Source organism: Alloalcanivorax marinus (genome assembly GCF_016906305.1).
Classification (GTDB): Bacteria; Pseudomonadota; Gammaproteobacteria; order Pseudomonadales; family Alcanivoracaceae; genus Alloalcanivorax; species Alloalcanivorax marinus.
In genome coordinates this window covers 80,792-99,802 of sequence record NZ_JADDOL010000013.1, presented here as the reverse complement: position 1 = coordinate 99,802, position 19,011 = coordinate 80,792, and the positions used below count along the sequence as shown (strand labels likewise).

The window sequence follows — 19,011 nt, the reverse complement described above, 5'->3', positions numbered from 1 at the left end:
CGAACGAGTGGACCCATGTTATTGCCCGAATGGCAGCCCCAGTGGGGCGTACTGCTGGCCTGGCCGGACGCCGACACCGACTGGGCCGGCCAGCTGGACGCCGCCCACGCCACCTACACCGCCCTGATCACCGCCGTGCTCGACCATGAGGCGGTGCTGCTGCTGTGCCGTAACGGGGACAGCGCCGACCAGGCCCGGCGCGCCCTGAAGAACGCCGGCGCCGACCTGACCCGGCTGCGCATCGAGCAGGTCGATTTCGACGACACCTGGGCTCGGGATTTCGGGCCGATCAGCGTGGAACGGGACGGCGTGCTGACGCTGCTGGATTTCCGCTTCACCGGCTGGGGCCACAAATTCGCCGCCCAACGGGACGACGCGGTCAACGCCGCCCTGCCCTGGCGCGCCCCCCGCGAGTCGGTGGACCTGGTGCTGGAAGGCGGCGCCATCGACACCGACGGCCGGGGCACCCTGCTCACCACCCGGGCCTGCCTGCGCAATCCCAACCGCAACCCGCTGCTCAACGAAGCGGAATTGGAAAGCCAATTGCGCGAGACGCTGGGCGTGACGCGCATCTGGTGGCTGGACCACGGCGAGCTGGAAGGCGACGACACCGACGCCCACGTGGACACCCTGGCGCGCTTCGTCGACCCCACCACCGTGGCCTACGTGGGCTGCGACGACCCGGCCGACCCGCACCACGCCGAACTGGCGGCCATGGCCGGCGAACTGGAAGCGCTGGCCTCGGCCCACGACCTGCGCCTGGTGCGCCTGCCCATGGCGGTGCCGCAATACAACGCCGAGGGCGAACGGCTGCCGGCCACCTACGCCAACTTCCTGATCACCAATGACAAGATTCTGGTGCCGGTGTACGGCTGCGCCACCGACCGGGCGGCCCTGGACGCCCTGGCGGCGGTGGCCGGCCCGCGCACCGTGCAGGGCATTCCCTGCCGACCGCTGATCGAACAAGGCGGCAGTCTGCACTGCGTGACCATGCAACTGCCGCAAGGCATTCTGTAAACCCGCCCCCGCATTAAAGGAGCCGACCGCCCATGCGCGTTGCCGTCGTTCAGCAGCAAAATGGCGCCGATCCGGCCGCCAACCTGAACCGTTCCATGGACAAAATCCGCGAGGCGGCCGCCGCCGGCGCGGAACTGGTAATGCTCCAGGAGCTGCACCGCAGCCTGTACTTCTGCCAGACCGAGGACACCTCGGTGTTCGATCTGGCCGAAACCATTCCCGGGCCCAGCACCGACGCCCTGGGCGCCCTGGCCCGGGAGCTGAACATCGTGCTGGTCGCCAGCCTGTTCGAGAAGCGCGCCACCGGCCTGTACCACAACACCGCGGTGGTGCTGGAGCGGGACGGCAATCTGGTGGGCCTGTACCGCAAGATGCACATCCCCGACGATCCGGGCTTCTACGAGAAGTTCTACTTCACCCCCGGGGACGCCACCTTCAACACCGGCCAGTCCGGCTTTACCCCGATCCGCACCAGCGTCGGCAAGCTCGGCGTGCTGGTGTGCTGGGACCAGTGGTACCCGGAAGCGGCCCGCCTGATGGCCCTGGCCGACGCCGACCTGCTGCTCTACCCCACCGCCATCGGCTGGGACCGCACCGACGATCCCGAGGAGCAGGCCCGCCAACTGGACGCCTGGATCACCGTGCAGCGCGCCCACGCGGTGGCCAACGGCCTGCCGGTGCTGGTGGCCAACCGCACCGGCTTCGAGGCGGCGCCGGACGGCGACGGCGGCATCCAGTTCTGGGGCAACAGCTTCGTGTGCGGGCCCCAGGGCGAGTTCCTGGCGCGCGCCGGCGAGGACGGCGAGCAGGTCTTGCTGGCCGACATCGACACCGGTCGCAGCGAGGCAGTGCGACGCATCTGGCCGTACCTGCGCGACCGCCGCATCGACGCCTATGGCGATCTGACCAAGCGCTTCCGGGACTGACGGCGCGCCGCCCGTGGCCCGCGCCTCCGCCGCCGCCTGGCTGGCCCGATTCCAGCTCAAGCCGATCGCCTTCTGGCCGGCGTTGCTGGCGATGGTGGCGGCGCTGGCGCTGATCGCCGTGGACCAGGCGCGCTTCGTCGCCCTCACCACCTCCCTGAACCGGCTGCTGATCGACACCCTGTCGCCGGTGTTCCTGTACGCCGCCCTGGGCCTGCTGGTGCTGTGCGTGCTGGTGTTCGTGTCGCCGCTGGGCGCCACCCGCCTGGGCGGCGCCGGCGCGCAACCGATCTATTCCCCGTTCCGCTGGTTCTCGGTGTCGCTGACCACGGTGATCGCCATGGGCATTCTGTTCTGGGCGGTGGCGGAACCGGTGGTGCACTTTCACGAACCGCCGCCCTTCACCGGCCTCGCCGCCGGCGGCGAGGCGGCCCAGCGCTTCGCCCTGTCCACGGTGTTCGTGCATTGGACCCTGGTGCCCTATGCGATCTACACGGTGGCGGCGCTGACCTTCGCCCTGGGCTTCCATAATCACGGCTACGGCTTCTCGGTGGATGCCCTGCTGCGGCCGCTGCTGGGCGAGCGCCTGCGCGGCCCGGCCTCGGACGCGGTGGACGGCCTGGTGCTGTTCTCGGTGGTGGTGGGCATGTCGGCGGTGCTCAGCGGCGGCCTGTTGCTGATCGGCGACGGCCTGCGGGCGCTGTTCGATATCGACGCCGGTTCCCGGGTCCACGCCCTCACCGCCGCCTTTATCGTCGCGGTGGCGCTGCTGTCCGCGGCCAGCGGTCTGGCCGGCGGTATCCAGCTGCTGGCCCGTCTCAATACGGTGCTGTTCCTGGCGCTGATGGTCTACCTGCTGGTGGCCGGGCCGGCCGGGTTCGTGGCGCGCCTGGGCGGCGAATCCCTGAGCCTCTATCTCCATGAATTTCTGAGCCGCCATCTGATGCTCGACGAGCCAACGGGCAGCCAATGGTCCGGCTGGTGGACCACCGCCTTCCTGGCCAGCTGGTTTGCCTGGGCGCCCCTGTCCTGCCTGTTTCTGGGCAAGATCGCCCGGGGTTACACGGTGCGCCAGTTCATTCTGGTCAACCTGCTGCTGCCGTCCGCCTTCGGCGTGCTGTGGTTCTCCACCTTCGGCGCCTCGGCGCTGTACTTCGACGCGCACCATCAGGCCGCCCTGTACCAGGTCTACCAGGACCAGGGGCTGGCGGCCATCGCCTATCAGCTGTTCGACTACCTGCCCGGCGGCTTCGTGGTCAGCCTGCTGTTCATCGTGGCCTGCGTGATCTCATTCATCACCGCCACCGACTCCAACACCGACGCCATCGGCGGGCTGTGCACCCGCTCGGTGACCGCCCGGGACATGGATACCGCCTTTACCATCAAGCTGCTGTGGGGCGCGGTGATCGGCGCGGTGGGCTGGAGCAGCGCCACCTACCTGGGCGTGGACGGCATCAAGATGCTGGCCAACCTGGCCGGGCTGCCGGGGCTGGTGATCGTGCTCGGCGCCGCCGGCAGCCTGGTGCTGATGCTGGTGAAAAGCTACTCGAACTGATCGTTCTCGCTGGCGTAGGCCACGAACAGGCAGCCGGCGCCCACGTTGATGGCGCCGGTGGGGCTCATGGTGGAGATCAGCAGACGCACGCCGCGCTCCTCCGCCGCCACCTTCAGATCCGCGTAGCCGGGCATGGCCGGCACCCGCTCGATGTCGCCGGCATAGCTCAGGCAGACGTGGCGGGAAATCAGGTGCCCGCCGCGAATGCGCGCGGCCACGTGTTCGAACAGACGGCGCACGGACTTTTCGTAGCTGCGGTTGACGGTGGCCGGGTTCTCCTCGCCACCGTGGATGCGAATGATCGGGTGCATGGACAGCGCCGAACCCACGGTCAGCGCCAGCCCGCGCATGGAATCCGAGAGCCGCTTGCGCTCACCCTTCTTGAAGCCCCGGTCGCGCACATAGCCCAGGTCCTCGGGCACCATGTAGCCGCAAATGTGCGGGATCATCTGGTCCATGTTCAGGCGGATGGCGTTGCGGTTGGCGCCGCTGCGGATCAGCTCCACCGCCTCGCAGACCAGCACCGCGGTGCCGGAGAACAGGGTCTTGCTGTCGATCACGCGCATGGAGAAGGGGCCGGGCACGCCGGCCTCGGCGCGCACCTTCTGATACTCCTTGAGGATCGAGAAGGACGCCTGGGTGGCGTTGTCGAAAATCTGGCTGCGCTTGCCGGACACCGTGATGCAGAACACCAGGTCGTAGTCGAGCACCAGTTCGTCGAGAAACACCGAGCGGATCTGGTCCACGGAATACGGAATCGATTCCGCGTCCCGGCCCTTGGCGTCCAGCTGGTCCCGGTAGAACCGGGCGGTGTCGGTGCTGTCCCGCTTGTCCACCAGCAGCTCGTCGCCGAGCCGCACGGAAATGGGCAGGATGCGAATATTGTGATCGCGGAAATAGCCTTCCGGCAGATCGCAGGTGGAATCCACGACGATACCGATACGCATGATCGTTCCCCAGTCTTGTTGTTATTGGCCGTGCCCGCCGCCGCACCCCAAACCCCGCGGACGGCGAACCTCCAACGATCAACCTAAGGGAAAACCGCGGCAACGCAATTGGCGCCCGGCCTGCCGGCCACCGGCGCGGCGGCAAGGCCGCGGGAGGGCATCAACTGAGCTTTTTCTCGATCCAGTACAGGTACAGCTCGCCGTCGCGGCCGCTGTCCAGCAGCCGGTGGCCGAGAAACTGGCAGAACTTGGGGATATCGCGCTCGGTGGAGGGGTCGGTGGCGCGCACTTCCAACACCTCGCCGGGGGCCATGTCGCGCACCTTGCCGTGCAGCATCATGACCGGCTCGGGACACAGCAGGCCGGTGGCGTCCAGGTGATGGTGGGGCTGAATATCAGTCATGGCGGGTATCGGCTTCCCCGGGGGCGGTCCAGAAAAGGGCGGCCATTATAACCAGCCCGCCAAGGGCGGCGGCAAGCAGGAAGTGCCCGTCGTAACCGAACCGGGCGGCGCTGAAACCGCTGACCAGGGTAAACAGGCCGGTGGCCACCAGGTACAGGGACGCCTGCAAGGTGTAATCGGTGCCCTCCCGGTCGCGGCGGCAATAATCCATCATCACCACGAACAGGGCCACCGTGGAGAGGCCGTCGGCGAACTGCTCGAACAGGGCCACCGGCCAGATCCAGGCCGGCGCGTCCACGGCCGCCCACCACCCCAGGAACGCCAGCGCCTGCAGGGCGCCAAAGCCGATCAGGGCGGCCCGCCGCCCAAGACGCAACAGCCACAGGCCGCCCAGGGCGGCGCCGGCCAGCCCCACCAGGGACGCCACCAGATCGAGCCGGCCGATAGCCGCCTGGGACCAGTGCTGGTCCACCAGAAAGGGCTTGATCATGCGGCTGCCGAAGCCGTCCCCCACCTTGTAGCCGATCAGAATCACCGCCCATAGTCCCAGCCCCGGGCGCGCCCAGAACGCGCGGAACGGGCGCCACCAGGCCCGATCACCGGGCGCGGGCGGCGCCGGACCGCGTTCCACCGGCTCCGGGAAAAGAGCCACCGGCACCAGCAGCAGCCCGGTCAGTAGCGCCAGGCCGATCAGGCTGGCGCGCCAGCCGATCCAGTCGGTGGCGATCAACAGCAGGCCGCCGCTGAGCATCAGGCCCGCCTTGTAGCCCAGCACCTGGAGGCTGTTGCCCGGCCCGCGCAGGTCCGGTCTCAACAACCGCACGGCCAGCCCGTCGGCGGCCACGTCCTGGGTGGCGCTGGCCAGATTGAGCAACAGCAGAAGCAGCAACAGCAGCGGGAAGCCGGCGCCGAACCAGAGCGCCCGGTCGGGCACCGCGAGCAGCAGCAGAATCAGTATCACCAGCCCCTGGCAGGCCAGCACCCAGCGTGTGCGATGGCCGGGCCGGCCCCGGCCCAGGCGGTCCACCCAGGGGGCCCACAGGAATTTCAGCGCCCAGGGCAAGGCGGCCAGGGCCAGCAAACCGATCCACTCCCGGGACAGGCCGGCCTCCCGGGCCAGCGAAGGCACCGCCTTGGCCAGCAGCCCGGCGGGCAGCCCCTGCAGGAAATACAGCACCGCCAGGGTGCCCAGCAGCACCGGCACCGACGGGCGCCGTTCAGGGGGCACGGGTGTCCACCCAGACGGTGATCTCCTCCCGGTCGTGGTAGAGGTGGGCGGCCTGGATCAGGGCGCCGGGGTGCTGCCGCTCCAGGCCGCCGGCCAGGCGCTCCAGCAGGGTCTGGCTCTCCCGGTAGCGGCGCGCCATGGGCAGCTTGAGATTGAACAGGGCCACCCGGGCCCAGCCCTGCTCCAGCCATTTCTGCATCAGGGCGGCGGTGCGCGCCGGCTTGTCCACCACGTCGCAGACCACCAGATCCACCGGTCGCTCCGGGCGCCAGGTGAAGGCATCCCCGGACACATGGCGCACCGGGTATTCGTCCAGCAACGCCGGCGCCAGTTTGCCGTGGTCGACGCCGGTGACCTTGAGGCCCAGGCGCGCCAGTTGCCAGCTCCAACCGCCCGGGGCGGCGCCCAGGTCCACGGCGGTGTGCAGGCCCGGCGGCTTGCCCCGGCCGACGAAACGCAGCAGCGCCTCCTCCAGCTTCAGCGCCGAGCGGCTGGGCGCCTCCGGCGACAACCGCAGGCGGGTCAGGCCGCCCTCCGGCAGCGGGATGCCCGCCGGGCTGACGCCGATATGGCCGTGGCGGGAATCGTCGAAAAACAGATGCAAACGGCGGTCGGCGTTGCCGCGCAGCAGGCCAGCCTTGCGCAGCTTGGGCTCCAGGGCCTTGCGGAAACCGCGCAGAAAGCCGGCCAGTTCGCGGCCGGCATTGGTATCGGCGTGCTCCAGAAACAGCTCGGAGAACGGCCCCTGCAGCTGCAGCTCCGGCCACAGGGCCCCGATGCGGTCCTGCTCCGGCAGATCCTCGAAGGACGCCGTCAGCGGGTAGAACGAGCGCCCGAACACCAGCCCGGTTTGCAGCAACGCGTCCGGGTCCCCCTGCAGGTTGTTCCACAGCACATAACCGCTGCCGTCACTGGTGCGCGGGTAACCGGACGCCCCCAGCTCCGCGCAACGATCGCTAAGCTCCGCCGCCAGATCCGACTCGAACCCGGGCCGGCACAGGGCCAGGAACATTTCCTCATGGGATGACATCACGACTCCTGCCGGCTACTTAACAAACACCACGGTCTTGTTGCCGTCGACGATGATGCGGTCCTCCAGGTGCCAGCGCACCGCGCGCAGCATGACCTGACGTTCCACGTCCTGGCCCAGGCCACGCAGTTCCGTGGGGGAATGGCGGTGGGAGACACGCTGCACGTTCTGCTCGATGATCGGGCCCTGGTCCAGGTCCTCGGTGACGTAGTGGCTGGTGGCGCCGATCAGTTTGACGCCCCGGTCCCAGGCCTGCTGGTAGGGATTGGCGCCGACGAAAGCGGGCAGGAACGAGTGGTGGATATTGATGATGCGGTGCGGATGCCGGGACACGAACTCCGGGCTCAGGATCTGCATGTAGCGGGCCAGCACGATCAGGTCCACCTGCCCGTCCAGCAGCTCCAGGGCGCGGGCTTCCGCCTCCGCCTTGTTGTCCTTGTTCACCGGAATGTGGTGATAGGGAATGCCGAAGCGTTCCACTTCGTCACGCAGGTCGTCGTGGTTGCTGATCACCATGGGAATGGTGGCCGGCATGTCGCCCCGGGACACCCGCCACAGCAGGTCCATCAGCACGTGGTCGTGGCGCGATACCAGAATCGCCATGCGCTTCTTGGCGCCGGGCGGGCTGATGTGCCAGTGCATGCCGTAGCGCGACGCCACCCGGTTGCGGAAGTTGTTGGCCAGGGCCTCGTGGCTGCAGTCCAGGTCCGGGGTCTGGAATTCCAGGCGCAGGAAGAAGGTGCCGTCCTGCTGATCGCTGGAATGCTGATCGAAATCGGTGATGTTGGCGCCGTGGTTGTACAGGAACGTGGAAACGGCACTGATGATGCCCGGCTGGTCCGGGCAGGTTACGAGCAGGCGCGCGGTGGCGTCGTCAGCGGCGGTCATTGAGGTCTCCGTGTGCATCGCCGAAATAAAGCCGCCGGTAGGCGGACGGGGTCTGGTGGGTCCATTTCTTGAACGCCCGGTGGAACGAGCTGGCCTCGCTGAAGCCCATCAACAGGGCGATTTCGTCGATGCTCAGTTCCGGTTTGGACAGGTAATACACCGAGGCGTCCTTGCGGATCGAATCCTTGATCTCCTGGTAACTGGTGTTGCCCTCCTTGAGCCGGCGGCGCAGGGTCTGCGGGGTCATGTCCAGCTTCTCGCAGATTTCCCCGAAATCGGGAAAGTGGTTGCCGTACTCCTCGGAGATGATGGCGCGGATGCGCGCCGGCAGGCCCACGTTGTGGACCTTGCCGTCGAACAGCCGGGCCAGGGAATCGCGCAGGAACTTGGACAGCGACAGCTCGTTCTGCACCAGGGGCAGGTCCAGGTAATGGGCCGGGAACACCACCTGGTTCACCTCGCTGTCGTGGTAGGTGGGGCAATCGAACATAAAGCGGTACTCGTCGTCCTCGCGCACCGGCTCGTAGTCCAGATAGACGGCGTCCGGCTCCACCGGCTTGCCCACCAGCCAGCTCATGAAGCGCAGGGACAGAAACAGCATCGCCTCGATGATCACGTCGCGGAAATCGAGCCGCGGGTCCACCCGGGTGATCAGCCGGGCCTGGTCGCCGTCGCGCACCAGGGCGCTGTTCATGCTCAGGTCGAACAGCGCGTAGAAATCGATGCCCCGCGCCACCGCCGCTTCCAGATTGGGACAGTTGATCACCGCGTGGGCCATCATCGAAAAGGTGCCGGGCTTGGACTTGCGGCCCTGGCCGAAGCCCAGGAACTCGTCCTGGGTCTGCTCCATGACCCGCAGCATCAGCCGGATAAAGGTGTCGCGCTCGATGCGCGCCTCCGGATCCTCCAGCAGCTGGCGCTCGATGCCACACTGGTCGAGCAGATCGGGAATGCTGACGCCGCCGCGGGCGGCGCCCTGCAGCACCTTCACCACGCGCCGCACATTAATGGTTCGTCGCTGAATCATGGACCGTCCTGATACCCTCGGAAACCCGCCCTGGCCGGGCGAGCGCCCCATGATAATGAAACTGGGGCCGATTGGCATGGCCGTTGGCTTGACCCGACGTTGATGGCGGGACGCTATGCTGGGCGCTCCGACCCGGCCAAGGAGGCCCCATGCCCCGCTCCCGCCTGATTCTGGTGCTTGGCGACCAGCTCACCCCGGACCTGACCAGCCTCGCCGAAGGCGACCCGGACCGTGACCGGGTGGTGATGGCCGAAGTCCGCGAGGAAGCGGAGTACGTGCCCCACCACCGCAAGAAGATGGTGTTTCTGTTCGCCGCCATGCGCCATTTCGCCGCCCGTCTGCGGCGGCGCGGCTGGACCGTGGACTACTATGAGCTGGACCGGGGCCTGGGCGATCTGTGCGAAGCCCTGCGCCGGAGCGCCGAAGGCCGCGAGATCGCCGAGGTGCTGATCACCGAGCCCGGCGAGTACCGCCTGCGCGAGGCCATGAAACGGCGCTGGCCGCAAAGTCTGGGCCTGTCGGTGCGGCTGCTGGAGGACCGCCGCTTCCTCTGTTCCCTGGACGCCTTCCGCGACTGGGCCGCCGGCCGCAAGCAGCTGCGCATGGAATTCTTCTACCGGGACATGCGCCGCCGCACCGGCCTGCTGATGGAGCCGGACGGCGAACCGGTGGGCGGCCGCTGGAACTTCGACGCGGACAACCGCAAGCGCTTCGACGGCAAGCACCGCCTGCCCGGGCCGCCCCGCTTCGAACCGGACGCCACCACCCGCCAGGTGCTGGAGCAGGTGGCCGAGCACTATCCGGACCGCTTCGGCGACCTGGAGCCGTTCTGGTTCGCGGTCACCGCCAGCCAGGCCGAGGAGGCGCTGGCCCACTTTCTGGACCAGGCCCTGCCCCACTTCGGCGACTACCAGGACGCCATGACCGAGGGCGACGACTTCCTGTTCCACAGCCTGCTGAGCCTGTACATCAACGCCGGCCTGCTCGACCCGCTCAAGGTGTGCGAGGCCGCCGAGCGCTGTTACCAGCAGGGCCGGGCGCCACTCAACGCGGTGGAGGGTTTTATCCGCCAGATTCTTGGCTGGCGCGAATACGTGCGCGGCATCTACTGGCTGATGATGCCCGACTACAAGGAGGAAAACCGGCTCGACAGCCACGCCGACCTGCCCTGGTTCTACTGGAGCGGCGAGACCGACATGCGCTGCGTGGCCGAAGCCGTGCGCGCCACCCGGGAACACGCCTACGCCCACCATATCCAGCGCCTGATGGTCACCGGCAACCTGGCGCTGCTGCTGGGCGTGGACGTGAAGCAGATCCACGAGTGGTATCTGGCGGTCTACGCGGACGCCTACGAATGGGTGGAACTGCCCAACACCCTGGGCATGGTGATGCACGCCGACGGCGGCTACCTGGGCTCCAAGCCCTATGCCGCCAGCGGCAAGTACATCCAGCGCATGTCCGACTACTGCGCCGGCTGCGCCTACAAGGTGAGCAGCGCCGAGGAAGACAACAGCTGCCCCTTCAACAGCCTCTACTGGCACTTTATCCAGCGCCACCGGCGCCGCTTCGAGAAGCACCCGCGCATGAGCCGGGTCTACAAGAACTGGGACCGCATGGACGGCGATAAACGCCGCGCCATCCTGGCCCGCGCCGATGCCCTGCTGGAACACCCGGAAGACCTGTAGGAGCGGCTTGTGATGAGTCAGCTTCGTGAGGCTTGCATCTCAAAGGTGATGCCGATGCGTCTGGCTTCTTCCGCCGCCCGTTGGCGGCGTCGTTCCGGATCGCTGATCAAGTCCGCCAGCAGTTGTTGCTGCAGCTGCTGGGCCTGGGACACATCCATTTCCCGTTGATCCACGCGATTCGGAATATCTTCAAGCAGTTGTCGGGCAATAGCGTGGCGTTGATCCGTCTGGCCACTGCCCCGCAGCTCGTCCCAGTGTTCCCGCAGCTTGGCGAAACGTATGCGGTTGACCAATCGGGTCAGCTCCCGGTCACTGTCGGCTTTGCCGGCGGCCACACTTTTCAGCACCCGCCATTCGATCGGCGAAACAAAATCCGGGCGCTCACTGACCGGACCTTCGAATTCCGGCTCTCCCAACTGGCCCTCCACCGCCCGGGCAGCCTGTTCCTGTTGCTCGGCCAGCTGACGATATTGTTCGCTGTCCTGTTGGGTTTGCGCAGTGTCCCCGTCGGTGACGGCAACCTCATCGGTGGGGCTGCCTTTCACCTCCGGGCTGCCCGGCGACAACCACCAGAACGAGGCGGCACCGGCCACCAGAGCAACGAGCAGCAGTCCCGACCACTTCAATCCACTCATGATGCCTCCTTGATTGGGGGGCGCCGCGAACCTCGCGGCGCCCGGGGTGTTGCCGCCATTACCAGGTGGTGGGCGCCGGCGGGCTCACGTTGAAGGAGTATGCCTGACCCGGCCCTGACATCAGGGTGGTGAACAGGCTGTTGAACATGCCGCAGCTCTTCATGGGCGGGAAAGTGGTGGTGCCGGTGAAAGTCAGATTGCCCGCGCCGAGATCGGAGACCGGACCATCGAAATTCACCGGGAAGGCCACCGGGCTTTCCGTCTGGCAACCGAAGGGAATCTGCAGAGCGCCAAAGCCTGCGGACTTCACGGTGATATTGGCGAACGCCTGACCGTCCACATGCAGCTGACCTTGATTGTCCAGGGACGCGCTGCCGCTAGTGCTGCCGCTAGGTACCACGGACAGTTCCACATCCAGGGGAAGCAGGATGTTGAGCTTGGTGGAGAAATCCGGGACCGACAGATCACCGTCCAGGGTGCCCGCGGTCATGTTGGTGTCGGCGGTAAAGCTGGATTCCTCCGGCAGCGTCACGTCCTGATCCAGGGTGGCAAGATGAATATTGGCGTCCAGCGGCCACTGATCCAGGGTGACCACGAAATCGCCGCCGCCCGGGTTGGCGTTGGCGGTGGGTCTGGGTTTCAGGGTGAGACAGGTGCCCAGGGTGAACTCGCCGGCCATGCGGTCGTCCAGCCATGCCAGCACCGTGGGCGCGGCCTGAAACTGGGTGACGATGTGTTCACTGGGGTACACGCCAAAGGTCACATTGCTGAACTTCCGACAGTATTTTTTCTTCAGATCAAGATGCTGCTCAAGCGGAATGAACTCATCCGCGGTGCCGTGGTACTGGTAAATTGGCACCGGCATTTTCTCGCCGCCCAGGGCCTGCTCTTCCAGGGTGTCATGGACGGAGGGAAGGCTGATCAGTTGCTCCAGGGACTGGTTGCCGACGGTGTACTCGGCGATGTCCTTGTTCATGTAGTCGAACAGGGTGTCGAAGACGCACTGGTCCGCTTTGACCTTCTCGATTTCCGCTTTCCCGTAGGGGCTGGCCAGGCTGTCCAGCGGAATGCCCTGCGGGTATTGCTCGGCCAGGCCGATCACCGCCTGCAGCAGAAAGGAAGAGCCGGTGCTGGCGTTCAGGTAACCGGCGGTGTCGAAGAAATCCGCCGGGGTGCCGCCGGAGGCCACCGCCACCAGGTCCACATCCGGGGCGTAATCCGGCTGCAATTCGCCGGCCCGGGCGGAGGTCTGCCCCCCCTGGGAGTACCCCCACACGGCCACGCGGGCATCGTCGCCGACGCCACTGCCGGGCAACTGGCGGGCGGCCCGTACGATGTCCAGCACCGCGTGCCCCTGGGCGGTACCCGACATGTAAGTGGGCGTATCACCGGTGGTGTAGCCCGGGTTGTCGGACACCAGAACGGTATAGCCGGCCTGCAGGGCGGCGGCGATATTGGCGTTTTCATAATCGGTGCCGTTGGCCATCTGCAGGGACGGCGCACAGCGCTGGGCGAGCCCGTGGGTGCCCACCGCATAACTGATCACCGGCCGTTCCCCGGCGCCCTGCCAGGGGCTGTCCGGAACCAGGACGGTGCCGGTCACCCGGTTGTCGTTGCCCTTGGCATCGGTGGAACGGTAGACCACGTTCCAGGCCTGGTGGGCCACCGCGCCGGTGCCCAGGTCCACGGTGGTTTGCCGGTACCAGGTCAGGTCGCCGGGGGCGCCGGTGGTGACCTGGGGCGGGTCGTAGAAGCTCATATCGTCCGGGCCGACCATGGCCGCCTGAACGGTGAGAGGGATAATACCCAGTGAAACGACCAGCCCCAGCAAGGGGGCGGCCCGTTTTTTAGTCATCCGCATGAGAGTCTCCTTATAGGTGTTGTTGTATCCAACCGGCGGCGCTTATGGGAAAGCGCGCCGGAAAACTGAAATTAATCAGCCGGGCCACCCGGTGCAGGATGATTCAGGACATTTATCGGTTAAATATGGCCAGCGATTAACGGCGGTGCCGGGCGGGCGCGAGGGGAGACGGCCGGGCGGTCAGCGAGCCGTGGGGTCTTTCTCCATGAATTCGCTGGGAGAGAGCCCGGTCCAGCGACGAAAAGCCTTGGCGAAAGCGGAGGAGTCGGTGAATCCGAGCATCATGGAAAGCTCGGTAATGGACCGCCCGCCACGGGCGAAATACTCCCGGGACAGTCGCTGGCGCACCCGGTCCAGTTCCTTCTGGTAGCTGGTGCCCTCCTCCGCCAGTTTGCGTCGCAGGGTACGCCCGCTCATGCCCATCTCCGAGGCGGCATTTTCCAGCGATGGGAAAGCGCCATAGCAGCGCAACAGCATGCGGCGCAGGCGCAGGGGCAGAAAGCGCCAGGCCCGGGTGGGAATATTCTCGAACAGGATTTTTTCCGCGGACATGGCCATCAGCCGGTTGGCCAGTGGCAGTTCCGCCTCGGCCAGACTGGCGGGGCCGACGATGCGGGTTTCCGGCTGGCCAAAATTCACCGGGCACTTGAAGTAGCGACGATAGATATTCCCCCAGGCCGGCTCCGGATAATGAAAATCCACGCGGAAGTCATGGCGATCCTTATCGATAAGGTGCCACATGATGTTGTAGAAACTCACCATGTTCAGCTCGAAGAAAAAATGGCTGTAAGGCGCCAGGGAAATCTCTTCCGTGATGGCGAAAATGCCCGTGTCGCCCTCGACGCGCGGGATCATGGAGAGGGGCGGAAACAGTTCATCGCAGAAGCGGGAAATCACCTGCAGACACTCGAGCAAGGTGGTTTGGGTGACCGCGGCCACCCCGGCCATGCCGTGGTGGGAAATGGTCATCAGGTTACCCATGGCCAGCCCCAGATAGGGCATTTTCAGGGCCTTCACCGCCTGGTCCACCAGCGCCACCACCTGCCGGGCGCTGACAAAGCGGTTTTGTTCGTCGGGGCGGTAATCAATACCGGCATTCCGGTAAAACACCTGCTGATCGATGCCAACGATCACCTCAAGAAGCTCGTGCGGTTCATCGATGGTCAGGTGCGATTTTTTTAATAGCCAGTCCGGCTCCAGCCTCAGGCTTTTTCGTAAATCAAAATAGGTCTGTATGTGTCCCAGGGGAATGCAGGGAGTGTCTCTTTCCATGATACACCTTCGCCTTATTATTCTTGCCGGGCACCCGTCGTCCGGCAGGCTGAAAATATCCCGACAAAGAGCGGGATTTCAAGGCAGCGGAGACAGGGGTAACCGTTCGCAAAAGGCACCGCCTCGAATGCACGAGGCCGCTTTTATGTAGTACATTGTCGGCCACACCGGATACCGACCCTCACCACCAGGGCGCCACCATCATGAAAGACACGCCACGCCCCCGCCGCCGGGGTCGCCGCCCGTCGGCGGACGGCGAACGCAAGGACCGGGTGATCCAGACCCGCGTGCCCCAGGACCTGGAAGACAGCCTGCGCGACGCCGCCGAGCGGGAAAGGGTCACCGTCTCCCATCTGATCCGCAACGTGCTGGAAGACAGCTTCCGGCTGGTGGACGGCATCGTCGCCGACTCCTCGCAACTGGTGGACAACGTGGCCCGCGACGCCCGCCGCCTGGCCTCCGCCGCCAAGGGCCAGCCGCGCACGCCGCCGGCGTTCGTGCCCGCCGACCAGGGCGGCACCGTGGCCCGGGCGCTGCTGGAGAGCGTCGACGCCTGGCAGGAAGTGATCGTCAACCGGCCCACCCAATGCACCCGCTGCGGTACCGCCCTGCCCCGCGGCCAAAAGGCGCTGCGCGGGCTGACCACGGAACCGGCGGCGCCGGTGGTGTGGCTGTGCCACGACTGCCTGGAGCGGGACGCCGACGGCTGATTTTTGTAACAAGTGTTCACATCGCCATTGCCAGACGCCGGACCCTGTCCTATTTTGTACTACATTAAATAACGAAGGGGCATTCCATGAGCGTTACCGAGCACACCGCACCGGCGCCGCCCGCTGTACGCGAGTCCGCCCGCCGCAAGCCCGCCGGCCATGAGCCCGCGGACGCCGCTACCAGCGGGCAGGACTGGCCGGCCCTGAAAGCCTTCTCCGGCCATCAGCGCGACGGCGGCCTGCGCGCCTGGCTGGCGGTCATGGAAGGCACCCTCAAGGCCATCGAGCGCACCGCCTGGCAGGGCCGCCAGCTGGCCGACCAGGCCCTGGCCGCCTGGCGCGCCTTCGAGAGCGGCGCCGGCGACGTGGCCGGTGAGTGCCAGGAACTGGCCCGCGAAGCGAAGCGCTGGCCGGCCCGCCTCAAACGGCTGTCGATCACCGGCTGGATGCTGACCCGGGTACTGGCCAGTTACCGCCTGTGGGGCACCCGCTCCGCCTTTCTGCCCTCCAGCATGCGACAGGCGGCGCTGGACGCCCTGCATCGCAAGAACGCGCGCCGCTTCCGGAAAACCTCCCTGGAACAGGGCGGCGCCTTTCTGAAAATCGGCCAGATCCTGTCCAGCCGCCCGGACCTGCTGCCCGCCGCCTGGGTGGAAGAACTGGCGCCACTGCAGGACCAGGCCCGCCCGGAAACCTTCGAGGCGGTGCGCGCGGTGATCGAGGCGCAGTTCGACGCCCCGCTGGAGCAGCTGTTCGACTTTTTTGATCCGCAACCGCTGGCCGCCGCCAGCATCGGCCAGGTGCACCGGGCGCGGCTGCCGGACGGCCGCCAGGTGGCGGTCAAGGTGCAACGCCCGGGTCTGGATGAGGTGATCGAGCTGGATCTGTCGCTGCTGAAAATCTTTATCGACAGCGTGCGCGGCGCCCTGCCGCCGATGGATTTCGACACCATCATCGGCGAGATCCAGCGCACCGTGCGTGACGAGTTGGATTACCGGGGCGAGGCCCGCGCCATGGGCCGGGTCCGCGCGCTCCTGGCGGACAAGCCGTCGATCACCGTGCCCGCCACCGTGGACAGCCTGTGCGGCCGGCGGGTGCTGACCAGTGAATTCGTCCAGGGTCGCAAGCTGACCACGGTGCTCGACGAATACCGGCAACAGGGGCGCGACCAGGCCGTCGCGGATTCCCTGCACACTCTGCTGGATGCCTGGTTTCATCAGTTGCTGGTGGGCGGTGTGTTCCAGGCCGATCCGCACCCGGGCAACCTGCTGGTGGACGACCAGGACCGTCTGGTGGTGCTGGACTTCGGCTGCACCATCGAGCTGCCGGAACCCTTCCGGCGCGGCTATCTGCGGGTACTGCAGGCGGCCATCGTCGGCGAGCGCCAGGTGGTCGCCGAGACCCTGGCCGAGCTCGGGTTCGCCACCCGCAGCGGCCGCCCGGACACTCTGCTGGCCTTCACCGACGCCTTGCTCGACCAGCTGCGCGAGGCCCTGCTCACGGCGGGCAATGACGGCACCGAATGGCCCGGCGCCAAGCAGGTGATGGCCCGCGTGCGGGAGCTGCTGATTCGCATGGGCGACGACCCGGTGGAAACCCTCCCCGCGGAGTTCATCATGCTGGCGCGGGTGTTCGGCACCCTGGGCGGGCTGTTCCTGCACTACCAGCCCCGGGTGGACGTGGCCCGGCTGGTGCTGGCCTACCTGAGCAACCCGGCCACCCTGGGCGACACCGGGCCGGCGCCACGGCCGGACCCGGCGCCCTGGTGGCGCCGCTGGCGCCCGCTGGCCACCGGCGCCTAGGGTGAACAGGCCCTAATCCACCCAGGCCCGCTCGAGCGCCGCCGCCAGCCGTTCGTTGCCCCAGTACAGTTCTCCCTTCACCACGAAGGATGGGGCGCCAAAGATGTCCAGCTCCCGGGCCCGGTTGATGTCGGCCCGCAAGCGCTGGCCGCCGTCTTCCGCCAGCGCCCGCTCCAGGGGCCCGTCATCCAGACCGGCGGCGCGCAGGCAGGCGGACACCACCGTCGGCGTGGCCGGATCGCGACGCTCGGCGAAGCCGGCGCGGAACAGGGCCTGGCAGTACGCCGGCAGGCGCTCGTCGGGCTCGATCCAGGTGGCGGTCTTGGTGGCCAGGACGCTGTTGAAGGGAAACCGCGCCGGCCTTTGCCAGGGCACCCCCAGCCGCCGTGTCTCCCGTTGCAGATCCCGCCAGAAATAGCGTCCCTTGGCGGGGAACAGATTGAACGGCGAATCGCGCCACCCCTGTTCCTGAAAGATCGGCCCCAACAGAAACGGCTTCCAACGCACCGCCACCCCCGCCTCCAAGGCGGCGGGCCCGATGGTTTCCGCCGCCAGATAGGCGTACGGACTGGCGAAATCGAACCAGAACTCCAGTTCGGCCATGGCTTCTCCCCGCTGGCTCCCCATGAACCCGCAGTTTAGGCGTAAAGCCCGCGCCGCTTCACTCTCCCGTTGCTCATTTCGCACGGCGCCATCGCTGCGCGGGTCCGGTCAGCGCACAGGCACGATGGACAAGGTCACGGTGGCCTTGGCCACCAGCTTGCGGCCGCCCTGTTCGTCCTCGGCGAACACCTCCGATTCCGCCACGGTGATCGCCCGCCCGGCCTTCAGCACGGTGGCCTCGCACACCAGCGCCGCGCCGGTGGCCGGGCGCAGCAGGTTCACCTTGTACTCGGCGGTCAGCGGCATGTGGTGCTCATCCAGCAGGGTGCCGGCGGCGGCGCCGGCGGTGTGGTCGGCGACGCTGCCGATCACACCGGCATGCACATAGCCGTTCTGCTGATGCAGTTGCTCGCGGATCGGCACCCGGGAGACCACCCGCCCCTCTTCAATGGATACCGCTTCCACGCCCAGCAAGCGCAGGAACGGCGGCCCCATCAGCTCGGCCACCCGCTCGAAATTGGTCATCGCGTTTTCCTCCACGGCGAAAACCCAAAGCATTGCCGATCGGACCCCGCCTGACCAGCGCGGGAACCCGTGGGTCACGGCAACGCTCGATGGGGAACCTCGCCGTCGGGGCTTCGCGCGAGCGCCCCTTCCACATGCAGCACCGGCCCATCCGGATGATCCAGCCAGCGGCTGCGCAAGCCATAGACCGCCGCCAGCCGCTCCGGGGTCAGCACCCGGGCCGGCGTGTCGTCGGCCAGCAGGCGACCCTGATCCAGCATCAGCACCCGCGACGCGAAGGCGTGGGCGAGCGGCAGGTCGTGGCACACCAGCACGATCAGATAATCGCCCTGCTCGGCCAGCGCCGCCAGGGTGGCCAGCACCCGGTACTGCTGGGCCGGGTCCAGCGCCGAGGTGCTTTCGTCCAGCAGCAGAAGGCGCGGCCGCGGCGTCTCCCACACCTGGGCGAGCACCCGGGCCAGATGCACCCGCTGTTGTTCGCCGCCGGAGAGGGACGGGTAGGCCCGCCCGCGCAGATGGGCGACGCCGAACCGGTCCAGCAGCTGACCCACCAGCGCATCGCCGGCGTTGCCCCGGCGACGCCCGGGCAACCCCAGGGCCACCACTTCATCGACGCGCACCGGAAACCCCATCGGGGTGTGTTGCAGCATCACCGAACGACGCCGCGCCAGTTCCGCCAGCGGCCAGTCCGGCAGGGGCCTGCCCTGCAGGGTCACGGTGCCGGCGTCCGGGGTCAGGTCGCCGGCCAGGGCACGCATCAGGGTGGACTTGCCGGCGCCATTGGGGCCCAGCAGCGCCAGCCGCTCGCCGGCGCGGGCCTGGAAGCTCACCTCCGACAGCAGGGCGCGGTCGCCGGCGCGCACGGTTACGCCGGCCACGTTCAGCAGCGCGTCATTCATT

General features: G+C 67.2%; 18 protein-coding genes. 6 read left to right on the top strand and 12 right to left on the bottom strand.

The window, feature by feature from the left end:
• Positions 1 to 15: 15 nt before the first annotated feature.
• Genes IM760_RS12315 through IM760_RS12305 form a run of 3 tightly spaced genes read left to right on the top strand, consistent with a single transcriptional unit; the run spans position 16 to position 3,495 of the window.
• Positions 16 to 1,017, top strand: a complete 1,002-nt coding sequence (locus IM760_RS12315; RefSeq protein ID WP_204429667.1) for an agmatine deiminase family protein — start codon at positions 16 to 18, stop codon at positions 1,015 to 1,017.
• A gap of 32 nt (positions 1,018 to 1,049) precedes the next feature.
• Complete coding sequence (locus tag IM760_RS12310; RefSeq protein WP_204429665.1) at positions 1,050 to 1,943, top strand: carbon-nitrogen hydrolase; 894 nt, start codon at positions 1,050 to 1,052, stop codon at positions 1,941 to 1,943.
• A gap of 13 nt (positions 1,944 to 1,956) precedes the next feature.
• A complete protein-coding gene (locus tag IM760_RS12305) occupies positions 1,957 to 3,495 on the top strand; it encodes a BCCT family transporter (protein WP_338021397.1) in 1,539 nt (512 codons plus the stop codon).
• Here IM760_RS12305 and IM760_RS12300 read toward each other — a convergent pair.
• The 6 genes from IM760_RS12300 to IM760_RS12275 all read right to left on the bottom strand — a co-directional run bounded on the left by IM760_RS12300 (position 3,483) and on the right by IM760_RS12275 (position 9,018).
• On the bottom strand, positions 3,483 to 4,442 hold the full coding sequence (locus tag IM760_RS12300; protein ID WP_204429663.1) for a DegV family protein: 960 nt from the start codon (positions 4,440 to 4,442) through the stop codon (positions 3,483 to 3,485). The genes IM760_RS12305 and IM760_RS12300 overlap by 13 nt on opposite strands.
• A 160-nt stretch (positions 4,443 to 4,602) precedes the next feature.
• Complete coding sequence (gene tusA, locus IM760_RS12295; RefSeq protein ID WP_204429661.1) at positions 4,603 to 4,845, bottom strand: sulfurtransferase TusA; 243 nt, start codon at positions 4,843 to 4,845, stop codon at positions 4,603 to 4,605.
• The gene (locus IM760_RS12290; protein ID WP_262731388.1) at positions 4,838 to 6,073 is read right to left on the bottom strand and encodes an MFS transporter; all 1,236 of its coding nucleotides are present in this window, start codon (positions 6,071 to 6,073) and stop codon (positions 4,838 to 4,840) included. The genes tusA and IM760_RS12290 overlap by 8 nt, the downstream gene beginning before the upstream one ends.
• Positions 6,063 to 7,103, bottom strand: coding sequence for a 23S rRNA (cytidine(2498)-2'-O)-methyltransferase RlmM (gene rlmM, locus IM760_RS12285; RefSeq protein WP_204429659.1), 1,041 nt, complete (start codon positions 7,101 to 7,103; stop codon positions 6,063 to 6,065). Before rlmM ends, IM760_RS12290 begins: the two co-directional genes overlap by 11 nt.
• A gap of 15 nt (positions 7,104 to 7,118) precedes the next feature.
• Entirely contained in the window at positions 7,119 to 7,991 is an 873-nt protein-coding gene (purU, locus tag IM760_RS12280) for a formyltetrahydrofolate deformylase (protein ID WP_204429652.1), read from the bottom strand.
• The gene (locus tag IM760_RS12275) at positions 7,978 to 9,018 is read right to left on the bottom strand and encodes an AraC family transcriptional regulator (protein WP_204429646.1); all 1,041 of its coding nucleotides are present in this window, start codon (positions 9,016 to 9,018) and stop codon (positions 7,978 to 7,980) included. The genes purU and IM760_RS12275 overlap by 14 nt, the downstream gene beginning before the upstream one ends.
• A 149-nt stretch (positions 9,019 to 9,167) precedes the next feature.
• Between IM760_RS12275 and IM760_RS12270 the strand changes: the two genes are divergently transcribed.
• On the top strand, positions 9,168 to 10,703 hold the full coding sequence (locus IM760_RS12270) for a cryptochrome/photolyase family protein (protein WP_204429645.1): 1,536 nt from the start codon (positions 9,168 to 9,170) through the stop codon (positions 10,701 to 10,703).
• Positions 10,704 to 10,720: 17 nt separating this feature from the next.
• Here the strand turns inward: IM760_RS12270 and IM760_RS12265 are convergent, their stop codons facing one another.
• The 3 genes from IM760_RS12265 to IM760_RS12255 form a co-directional block, all read right to left on the bottom strand.
• Complete coding sequence (locus tag IM760_RS12265; RefSeq protein WP_204429644.1) at positions 10,721 to 11,338, bottom strand: hypothetical protein; 618 nt, start codon at positions 11,336 to 11,338, stop codon at positions 10,721 to 10,723.
• A 58-nt stretch (positions 11,339 to 11,396) separates the two neighbouring features.
• Complete coding sequence (locus IM760_RS12260) at positions 11,397 to 13,199, bottom strand: lipase family protein (protein WP_204429643.1); 1,803 nt, start codon at positions 13,197 to 13,199, stop codon at positions 11,397 to 11,399.
• 180 nt (positions 13,200 to 13,379) lie between these two features.
• Positions 13,380 to 14,471, bottom strand: a complete 1,092-nt coding sequence (locus IM760_RS12255; protein WP_204429641.1) for an AraC family transcriptional regulator — start codon at positions 14,469 to 14,471, stop codon at positions 13,380 to 13,382.
• Between the two features lie 203 nt (positions 14,472 to 14,674).
• Between IM760_RS12255 and IM760_RS12250 the strand changes: the two genes are divergently transcribed.
• Together IM760_RS12250 and IM760_RS12245 are read left to right on the top strand one after the other, a co-directional pair.
• Entirely contained in the window at positions 14,675 to 15,181 is a 507-nt protein-coding gene (locus tag IM760_RS12250) for a hypothetical protein (protein WP_204429639.1), read from the top strand.
• A gap of 86 nt (positions 15,182 to 15,267) precedes the next feature.
• Positions 15,268 to 16,983, top strand: coding sequence for an ABC1 kinase family protein (locus IM760_RS12245; protein WP_204429637.1), 1,716 nt, complete (start codon positions 15,268 to 15,270; stop codon positions 16,981 to 16,983).
• Positions 16,984 to 16,995: 12 nt separating this feature from the next.
• On the opposite strand, the gene IM760_RS12240 is transcribed toward IM760_RS12245, so the two are convergent.
• The 3 genes from IM760_RS12240 to IM760_RS12230 all read right to left on the bottom strand — a co-directional run bounded on the left by IM760_RS12240 (position 16,996) and on the right by IM760_RS12230 (position 19,010).
• Positions 16,996 to 17,586 (bottom strand): 2-hydroxychromene-2-carboxylate isomerase, encoded by a 591-nt coding sequence (locus IM760_RS12240; RefSeq protein WP_204429635.1) that lies wholly within the window; start codon positions 17,584 to 17,586, stop codon positions 16,996 to 16,998.
• A gap of 108 nt (positions 17,587 to 17,694) precedes the next feature.
• The gene (locus IM760_RS12235; RefSeq protein WP_204429634.1) at positions 17,695 to 18,111 is read right to left on the bottom strand and encodes a PaaI family thioesterase; all 417 of its coding nucleotides are present in this window, start codon (positions 18,109 to 18,111) and stop codon (positions 17,695 to 17,697) included.
• Between the two features lie 74 nt (positions 18,112 to 18,185).
• Entirely contained in the window at positions 18,186 to 19,010 is an 825-nt protein-coding gene (locus tag IM760_RS12230) for a heme ABC transporter ATP-binding protein (RefSeq protein ID WP_204429632.1), read from the bottom strand.
• Position 19,011: the final 1 nt, after the last annotated feature.

Coding starts and splice junctions, on each gene's coding strand:
- IM760_RS12315 (WP_204429667.1), top strand. CDS start 16: ATGTTATTGCCCGAATGGCAGCCCCAGTGGGGCGTACTGCTGGCCTGG.
- IM760_RS12310 (WP_204429665.1), top strand. CDS start 1,050: ATGCGCGTTGCCGTCGTTCAGCAGCAAAATGGCGCCGATCCGGCCGCC.
- IM760_RS12300 (WP_204429663.1), bottom strand. CDS start 4,442: ATGCGTATCGGTATCGTCGTGGATTCCACCTGCGATCTGCCGGAAGGC.
- tusA (WP_204429661.1), bottom strand. CDS start 4,845: ATGACTGATATTCAGCCCCACCATCACCTGGACGCCACCGGCCTGCTG.
- rlmM (WP_204429659.1), bottom strand. CDS start 7,103: ATGTCATCCCATGAGGAAATGTTCCTGGCCCTGTGCCGGCCCGGGTTC.
- purU (WP_204429652.1), bottom strand. CDS start 7,991: ATGACCGCCGCTGACGACGCCACCGCGCGCCTGCTCGTAACCTGCCCG.
- IM760_RS12275 (WP_204429646.1), bottom strand. CDS start 9,018: ATGATTCAGCGACGAACCATTAATGTGCGGCGCGTGGTGAAGGTGCTG.
- IM760_RS12270 (WP_204429645.1), top strand. CDS start 9,168: ATGCCCCGCTCCCGCCTGATTCTGGTGCTTGGCGACCAGCTCACCCCG.
- IM760_RS12265 (WP_204429644.1), bottom strand. CDS start 11,338: ATGAGTGGATTGAAGTGGTCGGGACTGCTGCTCGTTGCTCTGGTGGCC.
- IM760_RS12260 (WP_204429643.1), bottom strand. CDS start 13,199: ATGCGGATGACTAAAAAACGGGCCGCCCCCTTGCTGGGGCTGGTCGTT.
- IM760_RS12255 (WP_204429641.1), bottom strand. CDS start 14,471: ATGGAAAGAGACACTCCCTGCATTCCCCTGGGACACATACAGACCTAT.
- IM760_RS12250 (WP_204429639.1), top strand. CDS start 14,675: ATGAAAGACACGCCACGCCCCCGCCGCCGGGGTCGCCGCCCGTCGGCG.
- IM760_RS12245 (WP_204429637.1), top strand. CDS start 15,268: ATGAGCGTTACCGAGCACACCGCACCGGCGCCGCCCGCTGTACGCGAG.
- IM760_RS12240 (WP_204429635.1), bottom strand. CDS start 17,586: ATGGCCGAACTGGAGTTCTGGTTCGATTTCGCCAGTCCGTACGCCTAT.
- IM760_RS12235 (WP_204429634.1), bottom strand. CDS start 18,111: ATGACCAATTTCGAGCGGGTGGCCGAGCTGATGGGGCCGCCGTTCCTG.
- IM760_RS12230 (WP_204429632.1), bottom strand. CDS start 19,010: ATGAATGACGCGCTGCTGAACGTGGCCGGCGTAACCGTGCGCGCCGGC.